The 24,399-nt window shown below is 69.1% G+C and carries 22 protein-coding genes and 2 pseudogenes; 16 read left to right on the top strand and 8 right to left on the bottom strand.

Going from position 1 to position 24,399, the window contains the following annotated elements; translation table 11 throughout:
* Nucleotides 1-130: 130 nt before the first annotated feature.
* Nucleotides 131-1,162, top strand: coding sequence for an ornithine carbamoyltransferase (gene argF, locus ACWV17_RS05940; protein ID WP_455358773.1), 1,032 nt, complete (start codon nt 131-133; stop codon nt 1,160-1,162).
* A 10-nt stretch (nt 1,163-1,172) separates the two neighbouring features.
* Here the strand turns inward: argF and ACWV17_RS05935 are convergent, their stop codons facing one another.
* Nucleotides 1,173-1,607 (bottom strand): ATP-binding protein, encoded by a 435-nt coding sequence (locus ACWV17_RS05935; protein WP_455358772.1) that lies wholly within the window; start codon nt 1,605-1,607, stop codon nt 1,173-1,175.
* Between the two features lie 200 nt (nt 1,608-1,807).
* Between ACWV17_RS05935 and ACWV17_RS05930 the strand changes: the two genes are divergently transcribed.
* Nucleotides 1,808-2,635 (top strand): enoyl-CoA hydratase family protein, encoded by an 828-nt coding sequence (locus tag ACWV17_RS05930; RefSeq protein WP_455358771.1) that lies wholly within the window; start codon nt 1,808-1,810, stop codon nt 2,633-2,635.
* Nucleotides 2,620-4,923 carry a bifunctional salicylyl-CoA 5-hydroxylase/oxidoreductase gene (locus ACWV17_RS05925; RefSeq protein ID WP_455358770.1) on the top strand — a complete coding sequence of 768 codons (2,304 nt, stop codon included), beginning with the start codon at nt 2,620-2,622 and terminating at the stop codon, nt 4,921-4,923. The genes ACWV17_RS05930 and ACWV17_RS05925 overlap by 16 nt, the downstream gene beginning before the upstream one ends.
* On the opposite strand, the gene ACWV17_RS05920 is transcribed toward ACWV17_RS05925, so the two are convergent.
* The 3 genes from ACWV17_RS05920 to ACWV17_RS05910 all read right to left on the bottom strand — a co-directional run bounded on the left by ACWV17_RS05920 (nt 4,916) and on the right by ACWV17_RS05910 (nt 8,283).
* Nucleotides 4,916-5,749 (bottom strand): GNAT family N-acetyltransferase, encoded by an 834-nt coding sequence (locus tag ACWV17_RS05920; RefSeq protein WP_455358769.1) that lies wholly within the window; start codon nt 5,747-5,749, stop codon nt 4,916-4,918. The two genes, ACWV17_RS05925 and ACWV17_RS05920, sit on opposite strands and share 8 nt — an antisense overlap.
* Before the next feature lie 106 nt (nt 5,750-5,855).
* The gene (locus ACWV17_RS05915; protein WP_455358768.1) at nt 5,856-6,662 is read right to left on the bottom strand and encodes a PaaX family transcriptional regulator; all 807 of its coding nucleotides are present in this window, start codon (nt 6,660-6,662) and stop codon (nt 5,856-5,858) included.
* Nucleotides 6,663-6,666: 4 nt separating this feature from the next.
* Nucleotides 6,667-8,283 (bottom strand): AMP-binding protein, encoded by a 1,617-nt coding sequence (locus ACWV17_RS05910; RefSeq protein WP_455358767.1) that lies wholly within the window; start codon nt 8,281-8,283, stop codon nt 6,667-6,669.
* 119 nt (nt 8,284-8,402) lie between these two features.
* Here ACWV17_RS05910 and ACWV17_RS05905 point away from each other — a divergent pair, with 119 nt between their 5' ends.
* The 4 genes from ACWV17_RS05905 (at nt 8,403) to ACWV17_RS05890 (ending at nt 12,595) form a co-directional block, all read left to right on the top strand.
* Nucleotides 8,403-9,524, top strand: a complete 1,122-nt coding sequence (locus ACWV17_RS05905) for an acyl-CoA dehydrogenase family protein (RefSeq protein ID WP_455358766.1) — start codon at nt 8,403-8,405, stop codon at nt 9,522-9,524.
* Complete coding sequence (locus ACWV17_RS05900; protein WP_455358765.1) at nt 9,521-9,919, top strand: RidA family protein; 399 nt, start codon at nt 9,521-9,523, stop codon at nt 9,917-9,919. Before ACWV17_RS05905 ends, ACWV17_RS05900 begins: the two co-directional genes overlap by 4 nt.
* Nucleotides 9,920-9,988: 69 nt before the next feature.
* Nucleotides 9,989-10,930, top strand: coding sequence for an alpha/beta fold hydrolase (locus ACWV17_RS05895; RefSeq protein WP_455358764.1), 942 nt, complete (start codon nt 9,989-9,991; stop codon nt 10,928-10,930).
* Nucleotides 10,931-11,032: 102 nt separating this feature from the next.
* On the top strand, nt 11,033-12,595 hold the full coding sequence (locus ACWV17_RS05890) for an MFS transporter (protein WP_455358763.1): 1,563 nt from the start codon (nt 11,033-11,035) through the stop codon (nt 12,593-12,595).
* On the opposite strand, the gene ACWV17_RS05885 is transcribed toward ACWV17_RS05890, so the two are convergent.
* Nucleotides 12,567-12,812 (bottom strand): hypothetical protein, encoded by a 246-nt coding sequence (locus ACWV17_RS05885; protein ID WP_455351992.1) that lies wholly within the window; start codon nt 12,810-12,812, stop codon nt 12,567-12,569. The two genes, ACWV17_RS05890 and ACWV17_RS05885, sit on opposite strands and share 29 nt — an antisense overlap.
* Nucleotides 12,813-13,002: 190 nt before the next feature.
* On the opposite strand from ACWV17_RS05885, the pseudogene ACWV17_RS05880 reads away from it, so the two are divergent.
* The 3 genes and pseudogenes from ACWV17_RS05880 to ACWV17_RS05870 form a co-directional block, all read left to right on the top strand.
* Nucleotides 13,003-13,098, top strand: a pseudogene (locus ACWV17_RS05880) (FAD binding domain-containing protein); the annotation flags it as partial.
* A gap of 229 nt (nt 13,099-13,327) precedes the next feature.
* Nucleotides 13,328-13,831 (top strand): nucleoside deaminase, encoded by a 504-nt coding sequence (locus ACWV17_RS05875; RefSeq protein ID WP_455351993.1) that lies wholly within the window; start codon nt 13,328-13,330, stop codon nt 13,829-13,831.
* Between the two features lie 100 nt (nt 13,832-13,931).
* Nucleotides 13,932-14,681 (top strand): annotated as a pseudogene (locus ACWV17_RS05870) (carboxylesterase family protein); the annotation flags it as partial.
* Here the strand turns inward: ACWV17_RS05870 and ACWV17_RS05865 are convergent.
* Nucleotides 14,602-15,300: an ABC transporter ATP-binding protein gene (locus tag ACWV17_RS05865; RefSeq protein WP_455351995.1), complete on the bottom strand. Its 699-nt coding sequence runs from the start codon at nt 15,298-15,300 to the stop codon at nt 14,602-14,604. The pseudogene ACWV17_RS05870 and the gene ACWV17_RS05865 sit on opposite strands and share 80 nt — an antisense overlap.
* 1 nt (nt 15,301) lies before the next feature.
* Complete coding sequence (locus ACWV17_RS05860; protein ID WP_455358762.1) at nt 15,302-16,747, bottom strand: ABC transporter permease; 1,446 nt, start codon at nt 16,745-16,747, stop codon at nt 15,302-15,304.
* 196 nt (nt 16,748-16,943) lie between these two features.
* Here ACWV17_RS05860 and ACWV17_RS05855 point away from each other — a divergent pair, with 196 nt between their 5' ends.
* Nucleotides 16,944-17,606, top strand: a complete 663-nt coding sequence (locus ACWV17_RS05855) for a response regulator transcription factor (RefSeq protein ID WP_455358761.1) — start codon at nt 16,944-16,946, stop codon at nt 17,604-17,606.
* A gap of 104 nt (nt 17,607-17,710) precedes the next feature.
* On the top strand, nt 17,711-18,892 hold the full coding sequence (locus ACWV17_RS05850; protein ID WP_455358760.1) for a sensor histidine kinase: 1,182 nt from the start codon (nt 17,711-17,713) through the stop codon (nt 18,890-18,892).
* Here the strand turns inward: ACWV17_RS05850 and ACWV17_RS05845 are convergent.
* Nucleotides 18,826-20,355 (bottom strand): helix-turn-helix domain-containing protein, encoded by a 1,530-nt coding sequence (locus ACWV17_RS05845; protein WP_455358759.1) that lies wholly within the window; start codon nt 20,353-20,355, stop codon nt 18,826-18,828. The two genes, ACWV17_RS05850 and ACWV17_RS05845, sit on opposite strands and share 67 nt — an antisense overlap.
* A 180-nt stretch (nt 20,356-20,535) precedes the next feature.
* Between ACWV17_RS05845 and ACWV17_RS05840 the strand changes: the two genes are divergently transcribed.
* The 4 genes from ACWV17_RS05840 to dcd are packed head-to-tail and all read left to right on the top strand — an operon-like array spanning nt 20,536 to nt 24,130.
* Nucleotides 20,536-22,503, top strand: coding sequence for a hypothetical protein (locus tag ACWV17_RS05840; protein ID WP_455358758.1), 1,968 nt, complete (start codon nt 20,536-20,538; stop codon nt 22,501-22,503).
* A gap of 2 nt (nt 22,504-22,505) precedes the next feature.
* Nucleotides 22,506-23,069, top strand: coding sequence for a hypothetical protein (locus ACWV17_RS05835; RefSeq protein ID WP_455358757.1), 564 nt, complete (start codon nt 22,506-22,508; stop codon nt 23,067-23,069).
* Complete coding sequence (locus ACWV17_RS05830) at nt 23,066-23,578, top strand: dCTP deaminase (RefSeq protein ID WP_455358756.1); 513 nt, start codon at nt 23,066-23,068, stop codon at nt 23,576-23,578. The genes ACWV17_RS05835 and ACWV17_RS05830 overlap by 4 nt, the downstream gene beginning before the upstream one ends.
* Nucleotides 23,579-23,614: 36 nt before the next feature.
* The gene (gene dcd / locus ACWV17_RS05825) at nt 23,615-24,130 is read left to right on the top strand and encodes a dCTP deaminase (RefSeq protein WP_455358908.1); all 516 of its coding nucleotides are present in this window, start codon (nt 23,615-23,617) and stop codon (nt 24,128-24,130) included.
* The last annotated feature ends 269 nt before the right edge of the window (nt 24,131-24,399 follow it).

Genomic DNA, 24,399 nt, shown 5'->3' with positions numbered 1-24,399 from the left:
CCCGCACAGCCACCCGGTAGGTCGGCCCGTATGTCGGCCCGTATGTCGCCCCCGCCACAATTCTGTATATCAATGCAGTGTGTCGTATAGACTTCCATGGTCCTCGTACACGTGACCTAGGAGCGCCCCCATGGCGACCGACCTCGCAGGCCGCAGCTTCCTCAAGGAGCTGGACTTCACCGCCGCCGAGTTCCGCAGCCTGATCGAACTCTCCGCAGAACTCAAGGCGGCCAAGCGGGCGAGTGCCGAGGTTCAGCGGCTACGGGGCCGGAACATCGCGCTGATCTTCGAGAAGACCTCCACACGCACCCGCTGCGCCTTCGAGGTCGCCGCCGCCGACCAGGGCGCCTCGACCACGTATCTCGACCCCTCGGGCTCCCAGATCGGGCACAAGGAGTCGGTGAAGGACACCGCACGTGTGCTCGGCCGGATGTTCGACGGCATCGAGTACCGCGGGGACAGCCAGGACGCCGTCGAGGAGCTGGCCGCGTACGCCGGAGTCCCGGTCTTCAACGGGCTGACCGACGACTGGCACCCCACCCAGATGCTCGCCGACGTGCTCACCATGACCGAGCACACCGACAAGCCGCTGGAGCGGATCGCCTTCGCCTACCTCGGTGACGCGCGCTTCAACATGGGCAATTCCTACCTGGTCACCGGCGCGCTGCTGGGTATGGACGTACGGATCGTGGCCCCCAAGTCCTACTGGCCGGCCGAGGAGATCGTCACCCTGGCCCGCGAGGCCGGGGAGGCGAGCGGCGCCCGGATCACCCTCACCGAGGACGTCGCCGAAGGCGTGGCCGGCGCGGACTTCGTCGCCACCGACGTGTGGGTGTCGATGGGGGAGCCCAAGGACGTCTGGGACGAGCGCATCAAGGCCCTCGCGCCGTACGCCGTCACCATGGACGTGCTGCGCGCCACCGGGAACGACGCGGTGAAGTTCCTGCACTGCCTGCCGGCGTTCCACGATCTCGGCACCGCGGTCGGCCGGGAGATCCACGAGCGGCATGGCCTGACCTCGCTCGAGGTGACGGACGAGGTCTTCGAGTCCGCGCACTCGGTCGTCTTCGACGAGGCCGAGAACCGGCTGCACACCATCAAGGCCGTCATGGTCGCGACGATGGCGGGCCCTGCCCCGGTCGCCGCTACGGACACCCCCTAGCTCAGGCAGCTCAGGCCGGCTGCGGCCGTGCCGGCAGCGTGAACCAGACCGCCTTGCCGCGAGCGGTGCGGCGGTGTCCGCAGGCCGAGCTGAGGGTGCGGATCAGCAGCAGCCCCCGGCCGTGCTCCTGCCAGGGGTCGGGTGTCGCGTCCGGCGGCGGGGGAGTGGTGAGGTCACCCGGCGGCTGCGGGTCGTCGTCGTGCACCTCGACCTGGCAGCCCGACGGCAGCATCTCGACCACCAGCCCGATGGGGGTGTCGCCCGCGGTGTGCTCCACCGCGTTGGCGACCAGCTCGGCCGTGAGCAGCTCCGCCGTGTCGCTGTCCGCCGGCGTCTCGACGTCCGCCAGCACCGTACGGACCAGGGCACGGGCGAGCGGCACCGCTGCGGTGGTGTGCGGCAGGGTGATGCGCCACGCGGCCGGGCCGGTTGTCGGGTCGGGCAAGGCGGGTCCTTCGACGGGTCTTCGACGCGGTTCTTCGACGTGGTCCTTCGACGTCAAGAAATGCTGCGTTCAACCATACGGAGCGCGCTCCCCGGCCCCGCGCCGGGGTACGCGTCGCCCTCTTATCGCGCACTCGTGACGGCGGTCACGAAGCAGTGATACGGTTTCCGGAGTCTTCCGACGAAGGAGGCCGCACCGCCATGAGCCCCTTTACCGGCTCCACGCCCCGCACCGAAGAGTGGCGTCACCTGCGGCTCACCAGGCACAACGGCGTCGCGACCGTCACCCTCGCCCGTCCCGAGAAGCTCAACGCCCTCACCTTCGGCGCCTACGCCGATCTGCGCGATCTGATCGCTGAACTGTCCCGCGAGCGGTCCGTACGGGCCCTGGTGCTCGGCGGCGAAGGGCGCGGCTTCTGCTCGGGCGGCGACGTCGACGAGATCATCGGCGCCACACTCGCGATGGACACCGCCCAGCTCCTCGACTTCAACCGGATGACCGGTCAGGTCGTACGGGCGCTGCGCGAGTGCCCCTTCCCCGTGATCGCCGCGGTCCACGGCGTCGCCGCGGGAGCCGGCGCCGTCCTCGCCCTGGCCGCGGACTTCCGTGTCGCCGACCCCAGCGCCCGCTTCGCGTTCCTCTTCACCCGGGTCGGGCTCTCCGGCGGCGACATGGGAGCCGCCTATCTGCTGCCGCGCGTCGTCGGTCTCGGCCACGCCACCCGCCTGCTCATGCTCGGCGAACCGGTACGCGCCCCCGAGGCCGAGCGGATCGGCCTGATCAGCGAGCTGGTGGACGAGGGGGACACCGACAGCCGCGCCGCCGAACTCGCCCGCCGGCTCGCGGACGGGCCGGCCCTGGCGTACGCACAGACCAAGGCGCTGCTCACCGCCGAACTCGACATGCCGCTGGCCGCCGCCGTGGAGCTGGACGCCGCGACCCAGGCGCTGCTGATGAACGGCGAGGACTACGCCGAATTCCACGCCGCCTTCACCGAGAAACGGCCGCCCAAGTGGCAGGGCAGGTAGCCGTGCCCCCGGGCGAGGCCCTGCGGGTCGCCGTCATCGGCGGCGGGCCGGGCGGCCTCTACGCGGCCGCCCTCCTCAAACGCCTCGGCCCCGGGCGCGACATCACCGTCTGGGAGCGCAACGCCCCCGACGACACCTTCGGCTTCGGCGTCGTCCTGTCCGACGAGACCCTCGGCGGCATCCAGCACGCCGACCCGGCCGTCTACCGCGCCCTCCAGGACGAGTTCGTACGCTGGGACGACATCGACGTCGTGCACCGCGGCCGGACCCTCACCTCCGGCGGCCACGGTTTCGCGGCCCTCGGCCGGCGCCGGCTGCTGGAGATCCTGCACGCCCGCTGCCGCTCGCTCGGCGTACACCTGCGCTTCCGGGCGCCGGCGCCGCCCGCCGCCGAACTCGCCACGGAGTACGACCTGGTGATCGCGGCCGACGGCGTGCACAGTCCCACCCGCCAGGCGCACGCCGACGCCTTCGCGCCCCGCGTCACCACCCACCGCTGCCGCTACATCTGGCTCGCCGCCGACTTCGCGTTCGACGCGTTCCGCTTCGAGATCGCCGAGACGGAACACGGCGTGATGCAACTGCACGGCTACCCGTACGGCCCCGGCTCCTCCACCGTCATCATCGAGATGCGCGAGGAGGTCTGGCGGGCCGCCGGACTCGACGAATGCGACGAGCAGCAGTCCGCCGAGCGCTGTGCCAAGATCTTCGCCGAAGCGCTCGGCGGCCGCCCGCTGCGCGGCAACAACTCGGCCTGGACCGCCTTCCGGACCGTCGTCAACGGCAGCTGGTCGTACGGCAACACGGTGCTGCTCGGCGACGCAGCCCACACCGCCCACTTCTCCATCGGCTCCGGCACCAAACTGGCCGTCGAGGACGCCCTCGCGCTGGCCGCCTGCATCCAGGAACAGCCCGGTCTGCCCGCCGCCCTCGCCGCGTACGAGACCGAGCGCCGGCCGGTCGTCGAGTCGACCCAGCGGGCGGCCGCCGCCAGTCTGCGATGGTTCGAGGACATCTCCACGTATCTCGACCAGCCCGCCCGCCAGTTCGCCTTCAACCTCCTCACCCGAAGCCGTCGCGTCACCCACGACAACCTGCGGCTGCGCGACCCCGCCTTCACCGGGGCCGTCGAGCGGGACTTCGGCGGCCCGCCCGGCACCCCGCCGATGTTCACCCCGTTCCGGCTGCGCGGACTGACCCTGCGCAACCGGGTCGTCGTCTCGCCCATGGACATGTACCGCGCCGAGGACGGAGTCCCCGGCGACTTCCACCTCGTCCACCTCGGCGCCCGGGCCCTCGGCGGCGCCGGCCTGGTGATGACCGAGATGGTGTGCGTCAGCCCGGAAGGCCGCATCACCCCCGGCTGCGCCGGTCTCTACACCTCCGAACAGGCGGCCGCCTGGCAGCGGATCACCGCGTTCGTCCACCAGCAGTCACCGGGCACGGCGATCGGCGTCCAGCTCGGCCACTCCGGCCGCAAGGGCTCGACCCGGCTGATGTGGGAAGGCATCGACCAGCCACTGGACGACGGCAACTGGCCGCTGTCCGCCGCCTCCGCGATCCCGTACCAGGCCGGAGTCAGCCAGACCCCGCACGCGCTCGACCGGGACGGGCTCACCCGGATCCGCGAACAGTTCGCCGCCGCCACCCGGCGGGCCGCCCGCTGCGGCTTCGACCTTCTCGAACTCCACTGCGCGCACGGCTACCTGCTCTCCGGCTTCCTCTCCCCGCTCACCAACCGGCGCACCGACGCGTACGGCGGCCCGCTGGAGAACCGGCTGCGCTTCCCCCTCGAAGTCTTCGACGCGGTACGGGCCGTCTGGCCGGCCGACCGGCCGATGACCGTCCGGATCTCCGCCACCGACTGGGCGGCCGGCGGAACCACCGCCGAGGACGCCGTGCGGATCGCCCGCGCCTTCGCCGCGCACGGGGCCGACGCGATCGACGTCTCCACAGGCCAGGTCGTGCCGGACGAGCGCCCGGAGTACGGCCGCTCGTACCAGACCCCGTACGCCGACCGGATTCGCAACACCCTCCGCGTCCCCGTCATCGCCGTCGGCGCCATCTCCTCCTGGGACGACGTCAACTCCCTGCTGCTGGCGGGCCGCGCGGACCTGTGCGCGCTGGCGCGCCCGCACCTGTACGACCCCCACTGGACCCTGCACGCCGCGGCCGACCAGAACTACACCGGCCCGGGCGCCCCCTGGCCTCTCCCGTACCGCGCGGGCAGCCGCACACCCCCGACGGGCCGCACGGACGGACCCAAGCCGCGGCTCACTCTCACGTGAGGGTGAGCCAGTCCGCCACCGGCCGGTAGCCGATCCGCCGGTAGACGCCGTTACTGGTGGGGTTGGCGAGGTCCGTGAAGAGCAGCACCTCGTCCGCGCCCGCCGCCCGCGCCGTGCGGCTCACCTCCGCGGTGACCGCCGCCGCGTAGCCGTGGCCGCGGTGCTCGGCGGGCGTGTACACCGACGCGATACGGACCGTGCCCCCCGCGGTGGGAGCGGCACCGGCCAGGGACACGGGTCGGCCGTCGGCCTCCCAGAACGTCAGACCGCCGTACCCGAGGCGGTCCTCGACCGCGGACTCGGCGGTGGCGGGCGACTGACCGGTGTCGCGGGCGAAGGCCCGCAGCCAGTCCACCAGCAGCTCGCGGTCGGCCGCCGCGGCCACCCGGGCGCGGCCCGCCGGCGCCGGGTCGGGCGGGGTCAGCCGGCCGAGGCGGTAGAGCCGCTGCTCCATGGCGGTCGTGAGGGTCTCCCCGGTGTGCTCACGCCAGGCGGCGGCCAGGCCTTCGGCCGTCGTGCGCTCCGCGTTGAACCCCGGAGCTCCCTGCGCGCGCAGTGCCGTGACGAGCGGAGCCAGCGACTCGGGCGGCACGGCTCCGACCAGCACCGGATGCGGAGGCGTCCACACCACCGCGCCCGCCACCGCGCCGTCCGGCCCGCGCCACCAGCCGAAGAGCGGTACGGCCTCGCCGTAGGCGTGCGGGCCCCGCCGCTCCAGGGCGGCGGCCACGGTCAGCAGCAGCGTGTGCCGCACCGGGCGGGCGGCCACGGTCGCGCCGGCCACCGCCAGGTACTCGGCGAGGTCATCGGTGAACGTCCAGGTCATGCCCCATGATGACGAGGCCGGGCCCGGACGGCACCCGAATTCCGGACCAGCGCCGCTCCGCCCGCCGCTCAGGCCCGGCGGCCACGCGAAGCGCCCGCGCCGGGTGTCACGACCGGGCGAACTCCGCGCCCGCCTCCCGCAGCCGCGCATGCAGCTCACCGAAGACGGCCGCCGAGCGGCCTCCCGGCCAGCCCGCCGGCAGCAGCTCGGCCGGCAGGCCGGGGTCCGCGTAGGGCAGCTGCCGCCAGGAGTCCAGCGCGCGCAGGTAGTCCCGGTAGGCGTCCTGCGGGGTGACCGCCCGCCCCGCCTGCCAGGCGCGCAGCACCGGCTCATGGAGGTCCAGGAACTGCTCGTGCTGTTTGGCGATCGCGGTGAGGTCCCACCAGCGGGCCACCGCCTCGGCCGTCGGCGAGAAGCCCAGATGGTGCCCGCGGAAGAGGTCCACATACGGGTCGAGGTGCAGCCGCTCCAGGGTGTGCCGCGTCTCGTCGTACAGCCGCGCCGGCGCGATCCACACGCCCGGCGCCGCCGTCCCGAAGCCCAGCCGGGCCAGCCGGGAGCGCAGCAGGTGCCGCTTGTGTCGCTCCTGCTCCGGTACGGAGAAGACGGCGAGCACCCACCCGTCGTCGAGCCGCGGGGCCGGCGGCTCGTAGATGCGCCGGTCGCCGTCGTCCAGCAGCTGGCGGGCCTCGGCGGACAGGGCGTAGCCGGCCGCCCCCTCCTCCGTACGGCCCGGGACGAGGAAACCGCGGCGCTTGAGCCGGGAGACGGAGGAGCGTACGGACGGCGCGTCGACCCCCACCGCCCCCAGCAGCCGGACGAGGGCGGCCACCGGCACGGAGCCCGCGGACTCGCGTCCGTAGGCGCCGTAGTAGGTGACGATCAGGGATCGCGGGGTGTGCTGCTCGGCCACCAGATCACTCTAGATCGCGCAGCCGGAAGCGTTGCAGTTTCCCGGTGGCGGTGCGCGGCAGGGCGCTCAGGAAGACGAACGCGCGCGGGCATTTGTGCGGGGCGAGCTCCGACCGCATGAACTCGCGCAGGCTCTCGGCCGACTGCTCCGCGCCCTCCCGCAGCACCGTGTACGCGACCACGATCTGGCCCCGCCGCTCGTCGGGCCGCCCGACCACCGCCGCCTCCACCACATCGGGGTGCCGCAGCAGTGCCTCCTCGACCTCCGGTCCCGCGATGTTGTAGCCGGCCGAGATGATCATGTCGTCGGCGCGGGCCACGTAGCGGAAGTATCCGTCCGGCTCGCGCACGTAGGTGTCACCGGTGACATTCCAGCCGTCGCGTACGTACTCGCGCTGGCGCGGGTCCGCCAGATAGCGGCAGCCGACCGGCCCCCGCACCGCGAGCAGTCCCGGCTCCCCGTCCGGCACCGTCCGGCCGACCCCATCGACCACGCGCGCTTCCCAGCCGGGCACCGGAAGGCCGGTCGTCCCCGGCCGGATCGCCTCGTCCGCGGCCGAGATGAAGATGTGCAGCAGCTCGGTGGCGCCGATGCCGTTGATGATGCGGAGCCCGGTGCGCTCGTGCCAGCCCTGCCAGGTGGCGGCGGGCAGGTTCTCGCCCGCCGACACACAGCGCCGCAGCGCGCCGAGGTCGTACTGGCCGTCGGTGCGGCCCAGCTCGTCCAGCATCGCGCGATATGCCGTCGGCGCTGTGAACAGCACCGAGACGCGGTGCTCCGCGAGGGCCGGCAGCAGTTGCCGGGGCCCGGCCTGTTCGAGCAGCAGCGCGGAGGCGCCCACCCGCATCGGGAAGATCACCAGACCGCCGAGCCCGAAGGTGAAGCCGAGCGGCGGGCTTCCGGCGAACACGTCGTCGGGACCGGGGCGCAGTACCTCCCGGGAGAAGGTGTCGGCCACGGCCAGCACATCGCGGTGGAAGTGCATGCACCCCTTGGGGCGGCCCGTGGTCCCGGAGGTGAAGGCGATCAGCGCGACGTCGTCGGCCGAGGTCCGCACGGCCGGGTACCGGTCGGGCTTGTCCGCCGCCAGCCGCAGCAGGTCCTCCGGCGCGTCTCCGCCGTACGCGGTGATGCGCAGCCCCGGGACCTCCGCCTTCGCCAGGTCGTCGACCGTCCCGATGTCACACAGCGCATGGCCGACCCGGGCGATCTCGCAGATCGTGGCCAGCTCGCCCGCGCGCTGCTGCGCCAATACGGTGACGGCCACCCCGCCCGCCTTCATCACCGCGAGCCAGCAGGCGGCGAGCCAGGGAGTGGTGGGGCCGCGCAGGAGCACCCGGTTGCCCGGCACCACGCCCAGGTCGGAGGTCAGCACATGCGCGATCCGGTCGACGTGGTCCCGCAGCTCTCCGTACGTCCAGACCGGGCCGGTGGCGGTACGGAACACGGGCCGCTCGGCGCCGAACCGTTCGACCGTACGGTCCAGCAGTTCGGCCCCGCAGTTGAGGCGGTCGGGGTAGCGCAGCGCGGGCAGGTCGAAAGCCAGGTCCGGCCACTGGTCCACGGGCGGCAGGTGGTCGCGCGAAAAGCTGTCGGCGTGAGCGGAGGGTTTCAGTTCCAAGGCGGGTTCGCCCCCTTGCAGCGGTCCGGGGTATGGGTTGATCCGGCCGTGCGGTCGCGGAACGAGCGTATCGTGATGGTGACGACAGTCAACGGTTCGCGATAAGAGAGGGGCGTGCGATGCCCGGATTCGCACTGGAACCGGAGCAGCGGAAGTGGTGCGCGGAGCTGCGCACGCTGGCCGCCGAGCGATTGCGCCCCCTTGCGGAGCAGGGGGAGCCGGGCCGCGTCAACCGCCCGCTGGTCGCCGCCCTCGGCGAACTCGGCCTCCTGGAGCGCCTGTTCACCGCCGGAGCCCTCGACCTCTGTCTCATGCGCGAATCCCTCGCGTACGCGTGCACCGAGGCCGAGACCGCCCTCGCCCTCCAGGGTCTGGGCACCTATCCGATCGTGCAATCCGGCACGGACCGCCAGCGTGAACGCTGGCTCCCCGAGGTGACGGCCGGCCGCGCGGTCGCGGCCTTCGCGCTCAGCGAGCCGGGCGCGGGATCGGACGCCGCCGCGCTCGCCCTGACGGCGGAGCCGTACGGGGACACGAACGGCGGCGGCTGGCGGCTGACGGGCGAGAAGTGCTGGATCTCCAACGCCCCCGAGGCGGACTTCTACACCGTCTTCGCCCGGACCACTGCGGACGCGGGCGCCCGCGGGGTGACCGCCTTCCTCGTCCCCGCGGACCGGCCGGGACTCACCGGCGCTCGCCTCGACATGCTCTCCCCGCACCCCATCGGCGCCCTCACCTTCGACGGCGTCCCGGTTACCGCGGCCGACGTCATAGGCGAACCGGACCGCGGCTTCCGCGTCGCCATGAACACCTTGAACCTGTTCCGCCCCAGCGTCGGCGCCTTCGCCGTCGGCATGGCCCAGGCCGCCCTGGACGCCACCCTCGGCCACACCGGCCGCCGCACCGCGTTCGGCGCACCGCTCGGCGCCCTGCAGTCGGTCGCCCACCGCGTCGCCGAGATGGCCACCCGTACCGAGGCGGCCCGGCTGCTGGTGTATGCCGCGGCCTGCGCGTACGACGACGCCGCGCCCGATGTCGCACAGCGCTCCGCCATGGCGAAGCTGCTGGCCACCGAGACCGCGCAGTACGTCGTGGACGGCGCCGTCCAGCTGCACGGCGCCCGCGCCCTCCAGCGCGGTCACCTCCTCGAACACCTCTACCGCGAGGTGCGCGCGCCACGCATCTACGAGGGCGCCACCGAGGTCCAGCGCACCATCATCGCCAAGGAGTTGTACGCATGAGTCTGCAGCGCATCAACCCCACCGAACTCTCCCCGCCCACCGGCTTCTCGCACGCCGTCACCGCGACCGGCAGCCGTCTGGTCTTCCTGGCCGGCCAGACCGCGCTCGACACGGACGGCAAGGTGACCGGCGAGACGCTGCCCGCGCAGTTCGAGACCGCCCTCACCAACCTGCTGACCGCCCTGCGCGCCGCCGGCGGGACACCCGCCGCTCTCGCGCGCGTCACGGTGTACGCGACCGACGTCGCCGCGTACCGCGCCCATGCCTCCGAACTCGGCGGAATCTGGCGGCGGTTGGCGGGCCGCGACTACCCGGCGATGGCGGTGATCGGCGCGGCCCGGCTCTGGGACGAACAGGCGATGGTGGAACTCGACGGCTTCGCGGTCCTTCCGTAGGGGCTGCCCTAGCCCAAGCCATAGCATCGCCATGACCGAGAGCGCCGCACGCACCGGACGGGGGCCGCCATGACGGAAAAGCGGGACACGGGAGCCCGGGACAGGGACAAGCGGGAAACGGAAGCCCAGGGCAGGGACAAGCGGGAAACGGAAGCCCGGGAGATCGAGCTCACCGCGGGCACCCTCACCTACCAGGACACCGGCGGACCGGGCCCGGTCGTCGTCCTGCTGCACGGCCTGGTCCATGACGCGACCGTCTGGCGCAAGGTCGTCGCCGACCTGCGCACCGACCACCGCGTGCTCGCACCGACCCTGCCGTACGGCTCGCACCGCACCCCCATGCGGCCCGACGTCCCGCTCACCCCGGACGCGGTCGTCGCCCTCATCGCGGAGTTCCTCGACCGGCTCGGCCTGACCGGCGTCACCCTCGTCGAGAGCGACTGCGGCCGCGCGCAGTCCGTCGCCGCCCAGCACCCCCACCGCCTGGCCCGTCTGGTCCTCATCTCCTGCGAAGCCTTCGACAACTATCCGCCCGGCGTCCCCGGCAAGCTGATCTCCCTCGCCTGCCGGATCCCCGGCGGTGTCACCCTGCTCGCCCGCACCCTCGCCCTGCGCCCGCTGCGCCGCCTTCCGGTCGGTATCGGTGCGCTCACCAAGTACCCCGTACCGGACGAGATCGTCGATGGCTGGCTGCGCCCGCTGCTCACCGACCGGGCGATCCGTGCCGACTTCCGCCGCTACAACCTGGGCGTACGCAAAGCGGAACTCCTTCAGGCCGCGGAGGGGATGCGTACCTTCGACCGCCCCGCCCTGGTGGTCTGGGCCACCGAGGACCGGATGATGCCCCGCGCCCACGGCCGTCGCCTGGCCGAACTCCTGCCCAGGGGAAGGCTGCTGGAGATCGGGGACTGCTGCACGCTGATCGCCGAGGACCAGCCGGAACGGCTGTCCGCCGCACTGCGCGCCTTCATCGCGGAGCCGGCCCCGGAGCCGCCGCGCGACCACGCTTGATCGACTGGTGGCGGGCCCACCCCGGGCTTACGGTCGAAACAGTGGACGGAACGGGAACCGGATTCGGAACCGTCCACCGACCGCCGCGTGCGGCGATGTGCCATGACGACCTCGCAGCCCACTCCGACTCCGCAGACCGCCGCCCCGCACCGGGGCGGCGGGAACGGTATCGCCCTTCTCGTCATCGCCTCGTGCCAGCTGATGGTGGTCCTCGACATCACCATCGTGAACATCGCGCTGCCGCACATCCAGAACTCGCTGAACTTCTCGACCACGGCTCTGTCGTGGGTGATCAACGCCTATACCCTCGCCTTCGGCGGCCTGCTCCTCCTCGGCGGCCGTGCGGGCGACATCCTCGGCCGCCGCCGGGTCTTCATGTGCGGTGTGGCGCTGTTCGTCCTCGCCTCCCTGCTGGGCGGCGTGGCTCAGAACGGCGGCCAACTCCTCGCGGCCCGGGCGCTCCAGGGCGTCGGCGGGGCCATCGCCTCGCCCACCGCGCTCGCCTTGATCACCACGACGTTCACCGAAGGCCCGGCCCGCAACCGGGCGTTCGGCGTCTTCGCCGCGGTCTCGGCCGGCGGGGGAGCGATCGGCCTGCTGGCGGGCGGGATGCTGGTCGAATGGCTCGACTGGCGCTGGGTGTTCTTCGTCAACGTACCCATCGGGCTGCTCATCGTGCTCGCCGCGCCCCGCTGGATTCGGGAGTCCGAGCGCCGGCCCGGCCGCTTCGACGTGGCCGGGGCGCTGACCTCCACCCTCGGCATGGTCCTGCTGGTCTACGGCTTCATCCGCGCCGCCCAGGAAGGCTGGCGGGACGGCCTCACACTCGGATCGTTCGCCGGGGCGGTCGTGCTGCTCGCGGTGTTCCTGCTGGTCGAGCGGCGGTCGAGGCAGCCGATCACGCCGCTGAAGATGTTCGCCGACCGCAACCGCGCCGGCACGTACGGGATCGCGCTGAGCCTCGCCGCCGCGATCTTCGGCATGTTCTTCTTCCTGACGCTCTTCGTCCAGAACGTGCTGGACTTCAGTCCGCTCCAGGCGGGCCTCGCCTTCCTGCCCGTCAGCGTGCTCATCGCGGTCGGTGCGGGTCTGGCGTCCCAACTCCTGCCGAGGTACGGCCCGAAGCCGTTCATGGTGACCGGGGCGATCCTGGCCGCGGCGGGCCTGGCCTGGCTGACCCTGAGCGACATCCACTCCACGTACCTGGGCAGCATCCTCGGGCCGATGCTCGTCTTCAGCCTGGGCATGGGCATGCAATTCGTGTCGATGACCCTGATGGCCGTCTCCGGTGTCGCGGCCCACGAGTCGGGGGCGGCGTCCGGGCTGCTCAACGCCACCCAGCAGGTGGGCGGTGCGCTCGGGCTCTCCATCCTGGTCACGGTGTTCGGCACGGCCGGCCGCAGTGAGGCCGAGCAGCAGATTGCGAAGTTCCTCGTCCGGGCCACCCCGGCGGAACGGCTGAGCTTCGAACGCACCGGCCGGCTCCCCGGCCCCTGGGGCGACCAGGTGCTCACCGCGGGTGTCTCGGCGGCCTTCATCGTGGCGGCCGCCTTCACGGCGGTCGCCGCCGTGATCGCACTCCTGGCCATTCAGGTCCGCCCGGCGGACCTGGAACGCCTCCAGGGCGGGGCCGGTGTCAGTGCCGGCGGGCAACGCCCCAGGTGAACTGGTCGCCGCCGATCCATCGCACCGATGCCGGGTCGTCGAGATCGAGCCTCTCCAGGCCGGCTCGATGGGCGTACAGCAGCACGTCCACCAGCGAGAACGCCTTCCCTGCCAGTTCGCCCCGGATCTCCACGAGCCTGAAGGGGGGATCGTCGTCCTGGACGCTCAGCACGACGAGCGGAGCACGGTGGATCTGCGGGCTTGAGCCTTCGGTCATAAGTCCACTTTTCCCCTCAAAAGCGGCCCGGTCCACCGCGGCGGCCGTCGGCGAGCCGACGCTCTTGTAGAAGTCTACGAAGAGCCTGCGGACGCTTTCATGTTTTCCCCTCCTAGCTGGCTCCCCCCGGGTGCGTGTGTACTCGGCACACAAGTTGCAACGAAGCAAGGCAAGTTTGCGCTGGCCGCAAATGGCCCAGCGTCCGGACGCGACGCCGATCGCGGGCGGTACCGGCGTGATGGTCGAGATCAACATGGACGACCGTCGGTCGACCACTCTGCTCGATCCTCCTGACGTCTTGCCGAACGAAGGAGAAAGCCGTGACTGAGACGCTATCCGGTCGGCAAGCCGGAGCACATCGTCGGCGTCCAGCCGCCGCGATGACCTCCCGCGTGCGCCGCCGACAGCGCTGATCTCAAGGCGGCACCCGCGGGGCGCCACATATTGCCCCGGGTGCGGTGTCCCGCACGGGCAGAGCATCCGGGGATTCCCCCACCCTCTCCAAAGGAGTGACCATGACCACGTACACCCAGGACACGAACATCCAGGACCTTGAGCGCGCCTGGATGGAAGAGGCGATCAGACTGGCCACCAACAGCGTGACGAACGGCGGCGGTCCGTTCGGCGCACTGGTCGCCAAGGGCGGCGAGATCGTCGCGATCGGGAACAACCAGGTCACCGCGACCCTGGACCCGACGGCGCACGCCGAGGTGAGCGCGATGCGTGCCGCCTGCAAGACGCTGGACACCTTCTCGCTCGAGGGCTGCGTCCTGGTCACCTCGTGCGAGCCGTGTCCGATGTGCCTTTCCTCCGCACTGTGGGCGCGGTTCGACCGGATCGTCTACGCCGCCGATCGGCACGATGCCGCGGTGGCCGGTTTCGACGACCGCAAGTTCTACGACCTGTTCGAGAAGCAGCCCGCGTCGATGTGGCCGATGCCGGTCGAGCGGCTGGACCTGCCGAACCGTACGGCGCCGTTCGACGCGTGGCTGGCCAAGTCGGACCGCATCGACTACTGACAAGCACCACTCGACGATCCTCGACGCCGATCCGGACACCGTCTGGGCCGAGGTCCGGTGAAGTACGTGAGCCGGATGCCAGGCGAGCCCCTGGTACGACGGCGCGGCCTTCAACCGCGACGGGGTGGTCGTCGTCTCGATCGGCTACCGGCTCGGCTTCGACGGCTTCGGATGGATCTCCGACGCACCGCACAACCGCGCTGTCCGCGACTGGCTGCTGGACAACATCCGACACTTCGGCGGGGACCCCGAACGGGTCACCATCGCCAGCCAGTCGGCGGGCGGCGCCGCCGTCCTGACCCTGCTGGGCATGCCCTATGCGCAGCACCTGTTCCACCGCGTGCACTGCCTCTCCGGCCCGGTCCCGCACGTGCCGATGGATGAGGCGGAACGGCTGGGCCGGGAGCTGGCCGAACTGGGCGTCGTGCAACCGACCCGGACCGGCTTGTCCCAGCTGAGCGAGGACCGGATCCTCGATCTGCAGAAGCAGCTGGCCTCCCTGGGCGCGGACACGGAAGATCCCCTCGCCGGGCTCACCGGCCTGATCGCGGCGCGGCTGTCGCCTTCATCCGCGACGGCAAGCCGGGATGGGCGCCCTGGGCCTCCAACGCCCCGGTCACCCGGGTCTTCGACACCCGCTCCTGCGACGCAGCCGACGGATACGCCGACGTACTCTCCCCGCTCACCGCCCCTGCGCCGTAACCCGCCGACGGTCGGGCTGCTACCCGGCAGCGCTCTGAACCCGGGCTGCCGAACCCATCGCGGTGACGTCAGCTGTGCGGGACGAGTTTGCCGCGCTTCAGCTCAAGGACCTCGTCCGAGGCGTCCGCCACGTCCCGCGCGTGGGTGACCACGATGACGCACTTGCCGTCGTCGTGCGCCAGCTTCTGAAACACGGTGATGATCCCGGCCGCGGTCTCCTGGTCGAGGCTGCCGGTCGGTTCGTCCGCGAAGAGGATGTCGACCTCGCAGGCCAGCGCGCGGGCGATGGCGACCCGTTGCTGCTGGCCGCCGGAGAGTTGCAGGGTGCGCCGGTTCTGATCGGCGGTATCGATACCGAGGAGGTCGAGGAGCTCCGTGGCGCGGCGCTTCCTGCGGACCCCCTTCACCCCGGTGATCTCCATGGCGGAGGTGATGTTCTGGAGCGCGGTCATGTAGGTGAGCAGGTTCAGCGACTGGAAGACGGTAGCGGCGTGCCGGTTGCGGTAGGTGCCAAGACCCATCTCGGCGAGGTCGCGGCCTCGGAAGCGCACGGTGCCGGAGGTCGGTGAGTCCAGGCCGCTGGCCAGTGACAGGAGGGTGGTCTTGCCGGAGCCCGACGGGCCCACGACGGCGTACATCCGGCCCGCTTCGAATCGGTAGTCGACGGACTTCAGGACTGTGCGCTTGCGGTTGCCGCTCTGGTAGGTACGGGCCACGCCGGTGAGTTCCAGGACGGGGGTGGTCTCGTCGATGGTGCGGATGGTCACGTCAGTCGCCCTTCGTGAGGATGTCGCGCGGGTTCAGGCGCAGTACGTGGGCGCCGGGGACGAGGGTGGCCAAGGTGGCGATGCCGAGTCCGATGGCGCCGACCCTGCCGATGTCGGCGGGGCCGAGCCGGATGTCCATCGTGTCCAGGGGCTCGACGTCGGGCTGGTCGCCGGACTTGGTGCCGCCGGTGATGCTGCCGAAGTCAGGCTGACTGGCCTCGTTGGCGGCCGACTCCTGCGCGGAGGAGACCTCGCCCGCGAGCAGCCGGTCACCGACGGTCTGTGAGAGGAACTGGCTGCAGGCGCCCGCGAGCCCGATGGCGAGCACCGCGCAGGCGGCGACCTCGACGAGGTGCTGGCCGAGCAGCTTGGGCTTCTTCTCGCCGAGCGAGAGCAGTATGCCGAGTTCCTTGCGGCGTTCGCGCAGCGAGGACGCGATGATGAGTGCGAGAATGACCGTGCCGGCGACAGCGACCAGCCACACCGTGACGGTGGCGAAGTCCGCGGTCCTGGTTATGGGGCCGACAAGGGTTTGGTACTGCTTGTCGTTGATGGACAGCGGGAAGATCTGCAGATCGGCTCCGGCCGCCCGGGCGTCCTTCTTGAGCTGGTCGAGGTCCTTGGGATCACTGAGGGTGAAGGTGGCCTGCTTGATTACGCCGTCACCGCCTGCGCCCTTGCCCATGAGCATGCTGGCGCCGTCCGGGCTGACGTACAGCTGGTTGGCCGGGTCCATCATGGCCGGGACGTATGTGCCAGTGTCGGAGATGTTGCTCGTGTAGATGCCGGCGACCTTGAACTCGAATTCCTGGTCATCGGCCTTCTGGCCGGGCAGCGGCAGTTCACCGATCCTGAGCTTGACGCTGTCGCCGACCTTGACGTCGTTCTCCTTGGCGAGACGTTCCTCGAGGACGATCTCGTCCGCCTTGCTGTCGGGCTTGATGCCGTGTCCGGCGATCAGTTCGGAATCGCCGTTACGGAAGGCGCCCACCGCGTTCAGGTCGCGGACACCGTCCGCCTTGAACAGGTCCGTGCCCATGCTGTCCTGGCCTGCCGGCGGCGGTACCGGTTGGTAGAGCCTGGTGGACTTCGTGGGGAAGGCGCCGGCGTCCGTCGTGTAGTTGCACTGGGCTACCACGGACGACGTGCAGATCTTGTCGACCAGGCTGCGGTGCAGATCGCCGGCGGAGCCGATGGTGCCGGGCGCCGAACCGTCACCGCTGGTCCCGTTGTTCTTGCCGGACCGCATCAGCGCGTTGAGATCGAGCTGCATGGTGACCACGGCACCCACGCTCTGCTTCGCACTCTCAGCCGCCCGGGCCGCCGCGGACTGGATAAGGAAGCCGGACAGCACGAGGGTGCAGATGACGGAGAACAAGCCGATCAGCATCAGCGTCTTCCCCAGGTGGCCGGTCAGGCGCCACCACGCTCGTTTGAAGAGATTCATGAAAGGAACGCTAGGGACCTCGTGTTTTGAGGCGTGTTTGAGACGTGGCGCACTCCGCGAGCTCCTCATACACGAATCAAATGCGGCGTCTGATAGACGTGTCCCAAAGGGCTGGAAACGGACCGGAACAGGATCCGGAACCGCCCGCATTTCATAAAACTCTCAGAACTCGGATCTCGGGAAGGGGCCGACAGGCGTGCGGATACTGGTGGTCGAGGACGAGCAGTACATGGCGCGGGTCCTGGAGATCGGACTGCGCCGGGAGGCGATTGCTGTCGACGTCGTCCACGATGGCACCACCGCCCTCGAACGGCTCACGGTCTACGACTACGACGCCGTGATCCTCGACCGTGACCTTCCGGGTGTACACGGCGACGAGGTCTGCCGCCGCATCATCGCCCTGGGCCTGGACTGCCGGATCCTGATGCTGACCGCCGCCGGCAGGCTTGGCGACAAGGTGGAAGGGCTGGGTCTCGGCGCCGACGACTACCTCCCCAAACCCTTCGACTTCCCCGAGCTGGTGGCCCGACTGCGGGCGCTTTACCGGCGCAGCCCCATGGCCCACCCACCCGTCCTCAGCTTCGCCGACGTCACCTTCGACACCCACCGCCGCCGGGTGATGCGCGGCGGCACCGAGGTGCGGCTGACCCCGAAGGAACTGATCGTCCTGGAACTGCTGATGCGCGCCAACGGCGGAGTGCTCAGCGCCGAGTACCTCCTGGACAAGGCGTGGGACGCGCACACCGACCCGCTCACCAACGCCGTGCGCCTGGTCGTCCACACCCTGCGCCGGAAACTGGGCGAGCCCCAGCTGGTGCACACCGCGATCGGCGCGGGCTACTACCTGGGGTCCGAGTGAGGACGCGGCCACGCGGCAGGGACCGCACGCGGCCTCGTACGCTCAGCATTCATCTGCGGCTTTTCCTCGGCTTCGGCGGAGCGCTCGCCCTCTGCTCGGCGCTGATGGTCACCATCATCTACGTCGGCATCCGCTACGTGCCGACGTACGACTTCACCACCCCGGTGACGGTCCCTTCCCCTGCCGCCGGCGCCACCGGAACAGTCCCGCAGCTGCCCGACAGTAAAGCGCCGAGAACCATCCAGGAAGGCACGAAGATCGACGGGTCAGGGCTGATCCGCGACAAGGAAGACGTCTGGGCGACCGTGCTCACCGTATCCATCAGCGGGGTCCTCCTGGTTCTCGTGGCCGGCCTGGCTGCAGGCTGGGTGCTGTCGAGACGGCTGCTCGCGCCGCTGCACACCATCAGCCGCGCCGCGGCCAAGGCCGGCGAGGGCAACCTGGCCTACCGAATCAACGCCAAAGGCCCCGAAGACGAGTTGAAGCAGCTCGCTGACACCTTCGACACGACGCTGACCCGCCTGGAGAAGTCCTTCTCGGCGCATCAGCGCTTCGCTGCCAACGCCTCGCACGAACTGCTCACACCGCTGGCCACGACCCGGGCGATCCTCCAGGTCGCGGCGGCCGATCCCCGCGGTGAGGAGTTCACGGAGCTGGTGCCGATGCTGGTGGAAACGAACGAGCGCAACATCACGGTGGTCAAGGAACTGTTGCAACTGGCAGCGGCGGACCATGCCGCGTTCGACCCCGAGAAGGTCGAACTGGGGGCGCTGACGGTCGATGTGACGCGGGAACGTGGAGACGCGGCCGTTGAGGTGGACGTCGACGTCGAGGACGGGTGTGTGGTCCTCGGCAGTGCAACCCTGCTGCGGCAGCTGGTGGCGAACCTGCTCGACAACGCGGTCAGGCACAACGTGCCCGGAGGTTCGGTCCACGTGGCGGTCCGCCATGACACAGACGTGATCCTGTTGGTACAGAACACCGGCCCGCAGGTGGATCCCGCTGTTGTCGACCGCCTCTTCGAGCCTTTCTACCGGGCTCGGCCCAGGATAGAGAGCGAGCGGGGGCACGGTCTCGGACTCGCGATCGTACGCTCGGTCGCACAGGCGCATCGGGGCGCTGTAACCGCCGAGGCGAACCCCTCCGGCGGACTGGCAGTCCGCGTGACGTTGCCCTCCGCTGTGCAGACGGGGTGCGGCGGCGTCCACGTGAAGGCCGGTCAAATGTCGCGGAAGATCTCGATCTGGGCGCCCACCGAGTTCAGGCGTTCCGCCAGTTCCTCGTAACCGCGGTTGATGACATACACGTTGCGCAGCACGGACGTGCCCTCCGCCGCCATCATCGCCAGCAGGACGACCACCGCCGGGCGCAGGGCCGGCGGGCACATCATCTCCGCCGCGCGCCAGCGGGTCGGGCCTTCCACCAGGACCCGGTGCGGGTCGAGGAGCTGAAGGCGGCCGCCGAGGCGGTTGAGGTCGGTGAGGTAGATCGCGCGGTTGTCGTAGACCCAGTCGTGGATCAGGGTCTTGCCCTGGGCGACCGCCGCGATAGCCGCGAAGAACGGCACGTTGTCGATGTTCAGGCCCGGGAAGGGCATGGGGTGGATCTTGTCGATCGGCGCCTCCAGCTTGGAGGGCCGGACGGTGAGGTCGACCAGCCGGGTGTGGCCGTTGTCGGCCGGGTACTCGGCGGAGCGGTCGTGGTCGAGTCCCATCTCCTCCAGGACCGCGAGCTCGATCTCCAGGAACTCGATCGGGACGCGGCGGATGGTGAGTTCGGACTCGGTGACGACGGCCGCCGCCAGCAGGCTCATCGCCTCGACCGGGTCCTCGGAGGGGGAGTAGTCGACGTCCACGTCGATGTTCGGGATGCCGTGGACGGTGAGTGTGGTGCTGCCGACGCCGTCGACCCGTACCCCCAGGGCTCCCAGGAAGAAGCAGAGGTCCTGGACCATGTAGTTGGAGGAGGCGTTGCGGATGACGGTGACGCCGTCGTGGCGGGCGGCTGCCAGCAGCGCGTTCTCGGTCACCGTGTCGCCGCGCTCGGTCAGCACGATGGGGCGGTCCGGGACGACGGCGCTCTCCACCTGGGCGTGGTAGAGCCCTTCGGTCGCGGTGATGTCCAGGCCGAAGCGGCGCAGCGCGATCATGTGCGGCTCGATGGTGCGGGTGCCGAGGTCGCAGCCGCCCGCGTACGGGAGCTTGAACTGGTCCAGGCGGTGCAGGAGGGGGCCGAGGAACATGATGATGCTCCGCGTCCGGCGCGCGGCGTCCGCGTCGATGGCCTCCATGTCGAGCTCGGCCGGCGGGACGATCTCCAGATCGGTCCCGTCGTTGATCCACCGGGTGCGTACGCCGATGGAGCCCAGCACCTCGAGGAGCCGGTAGACCTCCTCGATGCGGGCGACCCGGCGCAGTACCGTGCGGCCCTTGTTGAGCAGCGAGGCGCAGAGCAGTGCGACACAGGCGTTCTTGCTGGTCTTGACGTCGATGGCGCCGGACAGCCGGCGCCGGCCGACCACGCGCAGGTGCATCGGCCCGGCGTAACCCAGGGACACGATCTCGCTGTCCAGAGCCTCGCCGATACGGGCGATCATCTCAAGACTGATGTTCTGGTTACCGCGCTCGATGCGGTTCACCGCGCTCTGGCTGGTGCCGAGCGCATCGGCGAGCTGACTCTGTGTCCAGCCGCGATGCTGACGGGCGTCACGGATGAGCTTGCCGATGCGTACGAGGTAGTCGTCTGCCATGGGGTGAACGTTATCTCAGATATGAGATGTCGCTGCGTGAGGCTGAGCTGAACGACCGTCAGCGGGCAGCAGGCGTGGCACTGCGCCGAGGAGGGAGCGGGGAAGCCGCGTTTACGTCGAAGCGGGGAGGGACAGATCGTGAGGTGTCGAAGCGCTGTGCGTCCGAGGAAGAAGATGTGAATGGCCCCCGATTCTGTTCGGCCAGAAATGGTCAAAAATGCGCTTTCTCCTGTGCGCGACGCCGTCCACGGCCTGATCGACACCTCGGACATGCCTGCCGGCTTCGACTCTCCGATCATCGACCGGCTCATCCAGTCACGGCCAGTCCAGAGGCTGCGCAGGATCAAGCAGCTGGGATTCGCGTCCCATAGTTACGTGGGAGCCGACCACAACCGGTATGCCCATGCCATCGGCACGATGCACATCATGCGTAAGCTGCTGCGCCAGGTGGGAAAGCCGGAGTCGGAATTTCTGGCGAAACTGAAAGACCAGTACGCGCAGGCGTACGAGACGGACGGGGCGGTCGACAGCGAGTGGCTCAGCGAGCACTTCCTGGTCGCGGCTCTCCTGCAGGATGTCGGCGAGCTTCCCTATCAAAGCGCCACCACAGGTTTTTACACGCCTGACGACGATCTCCGGTCGTGGGTCGGCTTGAAGATCGGCCGTGACGTCTCCTTGTGGCCCGCCAAGCCGGTCTTCACACTGGCCTGTCTGTTCGGGTCCGAGATCCAAACGCTCCTCGAACCACTGAACATCAACTTCATCGCGTTCCTGATGACGGCGGACTACTGGACGGATCCCGGGCTGAGCTCGGCCTTCTTGCCGGTGCGTCATATGCTGGACGGAGAGATCGATGCGGACCGGATTGACTACGTGCACCGGGACGCTCACCATACGGTCGGGATGCTCGGCAATTCGGACGATGTAATCTCCGCCATTATCACCTACGACGACGAGGGCCCGATCTGCTCTGATCCTGCCCCCTTCGGAAACTTCCTCGCCACCAGGGCGCATCTCTACTCGACGGTGTACTTCGCGCCGCAGAACCGGTTCCGGGTCATGCTCGTGAAAAGCATTCTGCGAGGAGTTCGCGTATCAGAGGAGTTGCGCCTGAATTTCCCGTTGATCTCCCAGCAGTACATGAGTACCGAGTCCTTCCTCGACTTCGACGACGTCCGTCTGGAGGAGGAGATCAGGAAGCTCAGCCAGGATCCACTGAAGAACCGACTGGGCAAGAGACCGGCCACCGCGCTGACGGAGTTCACCACGGCCTCGAAGTCGTACCAGCATTTTTGGCTCCGGGATTCAGGGCAGGCGGACATGGCCTCGGAGGCGCCGCCGAAGGTTCCTGTTCCCAACGATCTGTTCTTCGAGGTCTTCGGCACAGGATCTGTCCCGAGCAGCGGAGTCCGTTTTGCCATGCCGACTCCCGATGGAGGCGTCGAACTCGCCGGGATAGGGGAGTGCAACGGGCCGTACTTCGGAGTCACGAGTAGCTCGCGCGCGATGCTGCCCATTCTCGGTGACGTGCTGGTCTTCTTTCCTCGGTACGGCAAGGGTGAGGATCTGAGGGCTGTGAGAACGGCGTTCACCGATCGCACGCTCCGGGCGGTTCTGCTGGCCAAGGCAAAGAACGAATGGGAGGGCATTCCAGCAGACACCCGGAACCTGAAGGGTTTCGACGGGCCGGCGATCTTTGTCTCGTACTGCACTGACGACCTTGCCCACGTGCGCCGCGTGGTCAGGGAACTGCACCACTTCCGGCGGCGCTATTTCGTCATCATGGAGCCGGACCAGGGCATCGGGGGGACCACGGCTCACAACAGTATCGATGGCGTCATGAAGACAGACGCGGCGATCGTGGTCGCTTCACGCTCCTATCAGCAACGCTGCTCGACGCAACTGAATGGCAACATCATGCATGAGATCCGCACGATGCATGACCGGCGAGTGGCGGATTCAACCGACTATCCAGTCGTACCGATTTCCGTGCACGCCTATCACGAGGTGGTGAACATTCCGTGGTCGCTGCTCGGGATGGATGCCCCACCGTTCACCGGAACAGTGGTCGGCAGTGCGTCGGACACGGAGTTGAGGACGACGGTCGAGGCGGTTCTCTCCGTGATCGACTCGGAGAGCAGGAGATGACTATGCAGCGGATCGCCCTTCTCGGGCTGCCTGGAGCGGGGAAGAGTACCTTCGTCGAGCTCGCGAGAAAATGGGCGGTGGAAAACGGGGCAGTCATGCACACCATCACGCTTGCGGATCCGCTGTATCGCGCCCAATCGGCAGTCTACGAGATTGCGGGCAAGCCCCTGGACGGAGAGCGGAAGCAGGACGGCGTGCTGCTCAATTTCCTTGGATCACATATGCGTCTGATCAATCCGAGAGTTCTTGAACAGCATTTCCGTCTTGAAATGGAGAGAATCGATGAGGAGAGTCCCTGCCAGCAGTTGGTGATCTGCTCGGACGCTCGGCCGGCCGATGTCGGCTATCTCCAGAAAAGCGGATTCAGTACCGTGTTGATCACTGTCGACGAGTGTGTCGCCCTGGAGCGAAGGAAAGCGCGTGGAGACATCTCGCTCGGTAATGCCGGCCATGTCACGGAGATCGGCCTGAAACACACGGACGTTGCGGTCCGGATGGACAACAGCGGGTCGATGGAAGAGTTTTCTCTTGCCGTGGCGTCGTTACTGGATTCGGTGATGAAGTGATCTTGACGGGAGACCAGATCGCAGCCGCCATCGGAAGGTCGGAAATAACCATCCGTCCTTTCGATCCGCGGCGTATGAATCCCAACAGCTATAACTTCACCCTCGGCGCACAGCTCAAAATGGCGGAGGGTGTGCTGGATGCCAGGCGGGAGGCTGTATGGCGATCCACCACTATCGGGGAGGACGGCCATCTGCTGGAGCCGGGCAAACTGTATCTCTCAACCACGGCCGAAACCATTGGCAGCACCACGTGTGTGACCAGTCTGATCGGGCGGTCGTCGCTCGGCCGACTGGGGTTGTTCGTCCAGGTGACCGCCGACCTCGGTCATCAAGGCGCAATCCACTGCTGGACGTTGGAGCTCGCAGTGGTGCAACCGCTGCGGGTCTTCTCGGGCATGCCGCTCGGGCAGGTGAGCTTCTGGCGGTCGGCCGGATCCGTCACCCTCTACTCCGGCAGATACGCGCGATCGTCGTTGCCCACCCCTTTCTGGCCGCCGAGTCTGGCCTGAGGCAGATGATTTCGTCCCGTGGAGGGCCAGAGCGACGTGATATTGACCGGCAGGGAGATAGTCAGGCAGCACCGACTGGGGCGGATCGAAATCGACCCCTTCCGCCCTGACCAGGTAAATCCGAACAGTTACGATTTTCGGCTCGGTACGGAAATGCTGACCTACCGCAACCGTGAATTGAGCGTCAGGGTCCAGGAGCCGACCAACCGCAAGCCCATAGCTGAATCCGGCATGGTTCTACAGCCGGACAGGATATACCTCGGCTCCACCATGGAGAAGATGGGCAGTGATCACTACGTACCGATCATCAGGGGAAAGTCGTCGCTGGGCCGTCTCGGCCTCTTCGTGAACATCACCGCCGACCTGATCGACATCGGCTCCCACAATAATTGGACCTTGCAGTTCCATGCGGTGCAGCCGGTCCGGATCTACCCGGGCATGCGAATCGGGCAGGTGACTTTCTGGGTGCCGCTGGGGGCGATCGAACTGTACTCCGGGAAATATCAGGGATCTGTGGGCCCGCGCTCTTCGGAAGCGTTCCGTGATTTCTGAATCCACTGCTGCCTGACGGACGGTCAGCCCACCTGCCCCTCGCCGCGCCCCTCGGGGCCGGGCGTGCCTGCGCTCCACGCGCCACGGGCCGCGGGCAGGGGTCCCGCTGGGCACCCCGGGCGACGTGCGGGCATGACCGATCCGCGGTCATGTACTAGAGTTATCTCGACATCGAGATATCTGCCGAAGGCGTACCGCAGCCGTCACCAGTAAGGGTTACCTAACTGATCCTTACCTTAGCGGATCGCGCAAGGGCCGTGGCGGCAGGA

This window comes from Streptomyces mabaensis, assembly GCF_053763515.1.
This window is presented reverse-complemented; position numbering and strand designations above follow the sequence as displayed.

Excerpts from the sequence above, each read along its gene's own strand:
- ACWV17_RS05905 (WP_455358766.1), top strand. The coding sequence starts at position 8,403 with ATGCCCGGATTCGCACTGGAACCGGAGCAGCGGAAGTGGTGCGCGGAG.
- ACWV17_RS05835 (WP_455358757.1), top strand. The coding sequence starts at position 22,506 with ATGCAGCGGATCGCCCTTCTCGGGCTGCCTGGAGCGGGGAAGAGTACC.
- ACWV17_RS05845 (WP_455358759.1), bottom strand. The coding sequence starts at position 20,355 with ATGGCAGACGACTACCTCGTACGCATCGGCAAGCTCATCCGTGACGCC.
- ACWV17_RS05850 (WP_455358760.1), top strand. The coding sequence starts at position 17,711 with ATGGTCACCATCATCTACGTCGGCATCCGCTACGTGCCGACGTACGAC.
- ACWV17_RS05840 (WP_455358758.1), top strand. The coding sequence starts at position 20,536 with ATGGCCCCCGATTCTGTTCGGCCAGAAATGGTCAAAAATGCGCTTTCT.
- ACWV17_RS05875 (WP_455351993.1), top strand. The coding sequence starts at position 13,328 with ATGACCACGTACACCCAGGACACGAACATCCAGGACCTTGAGCGCGCC.
- argF (WP_455358773.1), top strand. The coding sequence starts at position 131 with ATGGCGACCGACCTCGCAGGCCGCAGCTTCCTCAAGGAGCTGGACTTC.
- ACWV17_RS05920 (WP_455358769.1), bottom strand. The coding sequence starts at position 5,749 with ATGACCTGGACGTTCACCGATGACCTCGCCGAGTACCTGGCGGTGGCC.
- ACWV17_RS05930 (WP_455358771.1), top strand. The coding sequence starts at position 1,808 with ATGAGCCCCTTTACCGGCTCCACGCCCCGCACCGAAGAGTGGCGTCAC.
- ACWV17_RS05885 (WP_455351992.1), bottom strand. The coding sequence starts at position 12,812 with ATGACCGAAGGCTCAAGCCCGCAGATCCACCGTGCTCCGCTCGTCGTG.
- ACWV17_RS05900 (WP_455358765.1), top strand. The coding sequence starts at position 9,521 with ATGAGTCTGCAGCGCATCAACCCCACCGAACTCTCCCCGCCCACCGGC.
- ACWV17_RS05895 (WP_455358764.1), top strand. The coding sequence starts at position 9,989 with ATGACGGAAAAGCGGGACACGGGAGCCCGGGACAGGGACAAGCGGGAA.
- ACWV17_RS05890 (WP_455358763.1), top strand. The coding sequence starts at position 11,033 with ATGACGACCTCGCAGCCCACTCCGACTCCGCAGACCGCCGCCCCGCAC.
- ACWV17_RS05860 (WP_455358762.1), bottom strand. The coding sequence starts at position 16,747 with ATGAATCTCTTCAAACGAGCGTGGTGGCGCCTGACCGGCCACCTGGGG.